This is a genomic window from Kocuria sp. p3-SID1428, from assembly GCF_025149945.1.
Lineage (GTDB): Bacteria > Actinomycetota > Actinomycetes > Actinomycetales > Micrococcaceae > Kocuria.
This window is the reverse complement of sequence record NZ_JALXVH010000087.1, coordinates 1-5,812: the sequence shown is the minus strand read 5'-3', so window position 1 is coordinate 5,812 and position 5,812 is coordinate 1. Positions and strand designations below refer to the sequence as shown.

The 5,812-nt window shown below is 72.8% G+C and carries 5 protein-coding genes; 3 read left to right on the top strand and 2 right to left on the bottom strand.

All coding sequences use genetic code 11. The features are described from left to right. Window positions 1-8 precede the first annotated feature (8 nt). Complete coding sequence (locus tag M3E84_RS12275) at window positions 9-1,199, bottom strand: glycosyltransferase family 1 protein (protein WP_259896556.1); 1,191 nt, start codon at window positions 1,197-1,199, stop codon at window positions 9-11. Between the two features lie 140 nt (window positions 1,200-1,339). Between M3E84_RS12275 and M3E84_RS12270 the strand changes: the two genes are divergently transcribed. Next, entirely contained in the window at window positions 1,340-2,932 is a 1,593-nt protein-coding gene (locus M3E84_RS12270; protein WP_259896552.1) for a DUF6350 family protein, read from the top strand. Window positions 2,933-2,944: 12 nt separating this feature from the next. Here M3E84_RS12270 and M3E84_RS12265 read toward each other — a convergent pair whose 3' ends face one another. Continuing rightward, window positions 2,945-3,424, bottom strand: a complete 480-nt coding sequence (locus tag M3E84_RS12265) for a hypothetical protein (protein ID WP_259896551.1) — start codon at window positions 3,422-3,424, stop codon at window positions 2,945-2,947. Window positions 3,425-3,547: 123 nt separating this feature from the next. Here M3E84_RS12265 and purN point away from each other — a divergent pair, with 123 nt between their 5' ends. Beyond that, window positions 3,548-4,108, top strand: a complete 561-nt coding sequence (gene purN, locus M3E84_RS12260) for a phosphoribosylglycinamide formyltransferase (protein WP_006215525.1) — start codon at window positions 3,548-3,550, stop codon at window positions 4,106-4,108. A 95-nt stretch (window positions 4,109-4,203) separates the two neighbouring features. Further along, the coding region (gene purH / locus M3E84_RS12255; protein ID WP_259896550.1) for a bifunctional phosphoribosylaminoimidazolecarboxamide formyltransferase/IMP cyclohydrolase at window positions 4,204-5,812 on the top strand (1,609 nt) is incomplete at its 3' end.

Genomic DNA, 5,812 nt, shown 5'->3' with positions numbered 1-5,812 from the left:
CGCCCGACTCAGCCGGCGCGCACGAGGCGGCGCACCGAGCGGTGGCGCTGGGAGGTGATGCGGGCGCGCTCGTAGTGGTCGAGCAGCTGGTCGCCGATGGCGGCCCAGGTGCGCGACTCGACCGTCGCGCGCGCTGCGCGGGCGAAGGCGGCCCGCTTGGCGTCATCGCCCACGAGGTCGCGGACGTGGTGCTCCAGCTGCGCCAGGTCGCCCGGACGGTACAGCCAGCCGTTGCGGGACTGATCGACCAGGTCCAGGGGACCGCCGCGGCCCGTGGCCACGACCGGGACGCCCGAGGCCATGGCCTCCTGGATGGTCTGGCAGAAGGTCTCGAACTCGCCGGGGTGCACGAAGACGTCGAAGCCAGCCATCATCCGGGCCAGGTCCTCCCCGCCCTGGAAGCCCGCGAAGTGCGCGTTGGGCAGCTTCCGGCGCAGGGACTGCTCCTCGGGGCCCGAGCCCACGATCACCAGGCGAGACTCCGGCAGGGCATCCAGGCGAGCGAGGTCCTCGACCTGCTTCTCGGCGGCCAGCCGCCCCACGTATCCGATCAGCTTGCGGCCGCCGCCGATCTGCTGGCGCCAGGCCTCATCGCGCTTGCCGGGATCGAAGCGCACGGCGTCCACGCCGCGGCGCCACATGTGCACGCGCTGCACGCCGTGGTCGTGCAGCTGGCGGATCGCGAACGACGACGGGGCCAGGGTCACGGTCGCGAGGTTGTGCAGGGACTGCACGTGTCCCCACAGCACGTCTTCGAGGAACGGGGCGCCGTAGCGGGCGGCGTAGCCGGGGATCTCGGTCTGATAGATCGCCGCGCAGGGGACCCCGAGCTGGTGGGCGGCCTGGACCCCGCGCCAGCCGAGCACGAACGGCGAGGCCAGGTGGACCACGTCCGGGCCGAAGCGCTTGAGGATCCGGCGCACGGTGGCCGTGGGCCCCGCCGCCAGGCGCACGTCCGAGTAGCCGCTCAGCGGCACGGCCGGCAGCCGGTGGACGACGATCCCGTCCAGGGAGGGGTGGCCGACCGCCTCGCCGTCCAGGGTCTCGACCGTGTGTGTCATCTGCAGCGGATCCGCCGCGGGGCAGATGACCGTCGCGTGATGGCCCTGGGAGCGCAGGTGCTCGATCACCCGGATGACCGAGTGGGTCACACCGTTCATGTGGGGCAGGAACTGTTCGGCGATGACAGCGATTCTCACGCTGTCCAGCATGCAGTGCCCGGGTGCATCCGGAGCCGCCGAGCCGTGGCCGGGCGGTGAAGCAGATGTGAACTCATGCCCGCCTGGGTGCGGCTCGTCACCCCGGGGGCTGACAGGCGAGCGTGAGATCATGTGCGGCGATGATCGATCGTCCTGCTTCCCCGGCTGCCGCATCCACCCCGGATCGCTCCGGCGCCCCTGACCGGGCCCCGGAGCACATCCCTGCCGTCTCGGTGCCATGGCATCGCGGCGTGCTGCCAGGGCTGGGGGTCGGGGTGTCCGTGCTGGCGGTGACCACGATCGTGCTCGTGCTCTCGAGCGTCCTCGGAGGCTTCGAGCACCTGCCCGTCATGGTCGCCGGAGGGCTCGGTGCGCAGCTGTGGCTGCTCTCCCTCGGCGTGCCGGTCGACGTGCTGATCGCCCCCGCAGAGGGGCTGGAGGCAGAGGCGGGCGTGGTGAGCCTGGTGCCGCTGGGGCTGAGCGTGCTCACTGCCTGGCTGTCTTATGCGGTCGGCGTGCGCATGGCTCGGGGAGCGCCGTCGGGCGCCCGGCTCGGCGCGGCGGTGCTCACCGCGGGGCTCACCCACGCGGGCCTGGCCGCTGTGGTCGCACTCGTGGCCCGCACGCCTGCCTCGGCCGCCTCCCCGCTGTGGGCGGCGCTGATCGGAGGCTGGGTCGTCTGCCTCTTCATCGCGATCGGCGCCATGGTGGAGGACGGCTCCGCGGCCGCCCTGGTGGGGCGGCGCGCGGTGGCCCGAGCGCACCGGATGCGCCAGGACTACCGCTGGGCGGGGTCCTATCTCTGGGCGCTGCTGCGAGCCGGAGGCATCGGGGCGCTGTGCGCCGTGCTGGCCGGTGCGCTGTGCCTGCTGCTGGCCATGGGCGTCGGCGCCGAGTCCATGCTCGAGGCGCATCGGGCGCTGGGCACCGACATCCCCGGCGACATCGCGGTGACCATGCTGCACTTCGCCCTGCTGCCCGATCTCGTGCTGTGGGCGAGCGCATGGGCTTCGGGTGCAGGCTTCGCGATCGGCGAGGGCACGGCGATCACCCCCGTGGGAACGCAGACCGAGAACCTTCCCGCGCTGCCGATCCTCGCGATCCTGCCCGGTCATGATCCGTCCCCGGCGCTGCTGGGCGCCCCCGCCCTGCTCGTGCTCGGCGGCGCCGTCGCCGGGCACTGGTTCGCCCGCGAGGGCGAGGATCACCTGGGGGAGTGGATCGCCGTGCGGCTGCCGGCCCGTTGGCTCTCGGTGCCCGTGGTCATCGTGGTGACCTCGGTGCTGATCGGGGCCGTGACTGGTGCCCTCATGCTGCTGCTGGGCGCGGCCTCCTCCGGTTCGCTGGGCCTGGGCGCCCTCACGCAAGTGGGCCCCGATCCGCTGGCGCTCGCGCTGGCCGTCGGGATCGAGGTCGCGCTGGGCGCTCTGCTCGCGCTGATCCTCAGCCCCTGGGCGGATCGCCGTCGGGCAGTGCGCACCGGGGCGGTGGCCGAGGTCGAGCCGGAGGCCTCCGAGGACGACGAGCTGTGGAGTGCGCCGGACGAGCAAGAGCGCGCCCGGCGGGAGGCGGCCTCGCGCGCGGAGGCGGATCGTCAGCGCGAGGCCCACAGGCGGGCGGAGATCAAGCAGCGGCGACGCCAGCGCGCCGAGGCCATGCAGGCCCGGCGCCAGCGCAGGGAATCCGCGCAGGAGCGGCGTCGACGCAGGCGCAAGGCCGTCCGCGACCGCTGAGGGCGGGCAAGCTCAGGACGTGGGCTCGGATCCGGCGCCGTCTTGGACGGAGCCGGGCAGGATCGACTCGCGCAGGCCGTCCTCGAGCTCCTGCTGGCAGGACGACGTCCCGGCGATCGTCACCGAGGTCGACACGCAGGTGTCATAGGCCGAGACCTGGTCCCAGAACAGCAGCCGTGCGCCGCCGCCCAGAAGGCTCCACAGCCCGATGACCAGCGCGATGATCGAGGTCAGGATGACCGTTCCCTTGCGCGGGGCGCGCCGGATCCGCGCCAGCGCCACGACGGCCAGGATCAGGCCGATCACAGCGGCCACGAGCCCGGCCAAGGTCATCCACAGCGGTCCGGAGGTCAGCATCATGGCCGCGCCCACGGCCAGCAGGGCGATCAGGGCGGTGCCGGCCGGCCCGCTGATCACGCGCGGCTCCGGATCCTCGCCGCCTGCTTCCGGTCGCGGGGGCGCGGGGCTCGGAGGGGGAGGTGCGGAGCTCATGGACCCGAGTCTACGGGCCGGGCCCTGCACGGGCGGCACCGACCGGTCACGCAGGCGGGGCGCATCGGAGGGGATCGTCCCTGTCGAGGCGTCGTGTCCGGGGCCGTCGATAGGATTCCAGACATGCGCCTCGTCATCCTCCTCTCCGGCTCCGGGACCACCGCACAGGCTCTGCTCGATGCCGTCGCCGACGGCCGGATCCCTGCCGAGATCGTCGCTGTGGGAGCCGACAAGGACTGCGCCGGGCTCGAGCGCGCCCGTGCCGCAGGCGTCGAGGACTTCCTCGTGGCGCCGTCGTCGTACTCCGACCGCCCCAGCTGGAACCGCGCGCTCCAGTCCGCGGTGGCCGAGCGTGAGCCCGACCTGGTGATCCTGGCCGGGTTCATGCGGATCCTCGACGCGCAGTTCGTGGCAGCGTTCGCCGATCGCCTGATCAACACCCATCCGGCCCTGCTGCCGTCCTTCCCCGGCGCCCACGGCGTGCGCGACGCCCTCGCCCACGGGGTGAAGATCACCGGCGCCACGGTCCACCGCGTGGTCCCGGAGGTCGATGCGGGGCAGATCCTGGCCCAGACCGCCGTCGCCGTGGCCCCGGAGGACGACGAGGACTCGCTGCACGAGCGGATCAAGGCCGCCGAGCGGGAGCTGCTCGTGGACACGGTCGCCCAGCTCTCCCGCGGCTGAGCAGGGCACAGGCGCCTTCCCTCCACGGGTCCTAGACTGGTGCGCGCGCCGGAAGCGGCGCCGAGCCCCGATCCACCATCAGGAAGTGACCGTCTGTGAGCCAGAACCAGCTGGACCGCCTGCCCGTGAAGCGCGCGCTGATCTCCGTCTACGACAAGACCGGTCTGGAGGAGCTCGCCCAGGGCCTGCACTCCGCCGGAGTCTCCCTCGTCTCGACCGGCTCCACGGCCAAGCGCATCGCCGAGGCCGGCGTTCCCGTGACCGAGGTCGCCGACCTGACCGGGTTCCCCGAGTGCCTCGAGGGCCGGGTGAAGACCCTGCACCCGCGCGTGCACGCCGGCATCCTGGCCGATCGCCGCAAGGACGACCACGTCCGGCAGCTGCAGCAGCTCGAGATCGAGTCCTTCGACCTGGTGGTCGTGAACCTGTACCCGTTCGCCGAGACCGTACGCTCCGGCGCCGGGCGAGACGAGGTCGTCGAGCAGATCGACATCGGCGGGCCGTCCATGGTCCGCGCGGCAGCCAAGAACCACCCGTCCGTGGCCGTGGTCGTGGACCCGGCCCGCTACGACGACGTCGTGGCGGCCGCCTCGGACGGCGGGTTCGACCTGGCCGCGCGCCGCCGCCTGGCCGCCGCCGCCTTCTCGCACACGGCCGCCTATGACACCGCCGTGGCCGAGTGGACCCAGAAGACGCTGCTTGCGGACGACCCGCAGGCGGACCTGGTCATGCCGCCGTACGCCGGTCTGGGCTTCGAGCGCGCCGAGACCCTGCGCTACGGCGAGAACCCCCACCAGGCCGCGGCCCTCTACCTGGATCAGGCGGCGTCTGCGGGCATCGCCCAGGCCGAGCAGCTGCACGGCAAGGCCATGTCCTACAACAACTACGTCGACGCCGACGCCGCTCTGCGCACCGTGGGCGACTTCGACGAGCCCGCCGTGGCGGTCGTCAAGCACAACAATCCGTGCGGTCTGGCCGTGGCCACACCGGGCGCCGAGGACCCGGTGGCAGATGCCCACCGCAAGGCCCACGCCTGCGATCCGCTCTCGGCCTACGGCGGAGTGATCGCTGTGAACCGGCCGGTGAGCGAGGCCATGGCCCGCACCGTCAAGGACATCTTCACCGAGGTCGTGGTGGCTCCGGACTTCGAGCCGGCCGCCCTGGAGATCCTCACGCAGAAGAAGAACATCCGCCTGCTGCGCCTGCCGGAGGGCTTCGGCCGCGATCCGCTCGAGTTCCGTCAGATCTCCGGCGGCGCGCTGATGCAGGTGGCCGATCGCAGCCAGGCCGAGGGCGACGATCCCGCGAACTGGACGCTCGTGGCCGGTCAGGCCGCCGATGAGCAGACCCTGGCCGATCTGGCCTTCGCCTGGAAGGCGCTGCGCCCGGTGAAGTCGAACGCGATCCTGCTCGCCGATGACGGCGCCACGGTCGGCATCGGCATGGGCCAGGTCAACCGCGTGGACTCGTGCCGCCTGGCGGTCGAGCGGGCGAACACCCTGGACTCGGACGGCAAGCGCCGCGCCGAGGGCTCCGTCGCCGCCTCGGATGCGTTCTTCCCGTTCGCCGACGGCCTGGAGGTGCTGCTGCAGGCCGGTGTGCGGGCCGTGGTCCAGCCCGGCGGGTCGATCCGCGACGAGGAGGTCATCGCGGCCGCGGAGGCCGCCGGAGTGACCATGTACACGACCGGGGCGCGCCACTTCT

What these genes read in the sequence shown, in the direction of transcription:
- M3E84_RS12270 (WP_259896552.1), top strand. Translation starts at nt 1,340, where the DNA reads ATGATCGATCGTCCTGCTTCCCCGGCTGCCGCATCCACCCCGGATCGC.
- M3E84_RS12265 (WP_259896551.1), bottom strand. Translation starts at nt 3,424, where the DNA reads ATGAGCTCCGCACCTCCCCCTCCGAGCCCCGCGCCCCCGCGACCGGAA.
- purN (WP_006215525.1), top strand. Translation starts at nt 3,548, where the DNA reads ATGCGCCTCGTCATCCTCCTCTCCGGCTCCGGGACCACCGCACAGGCT.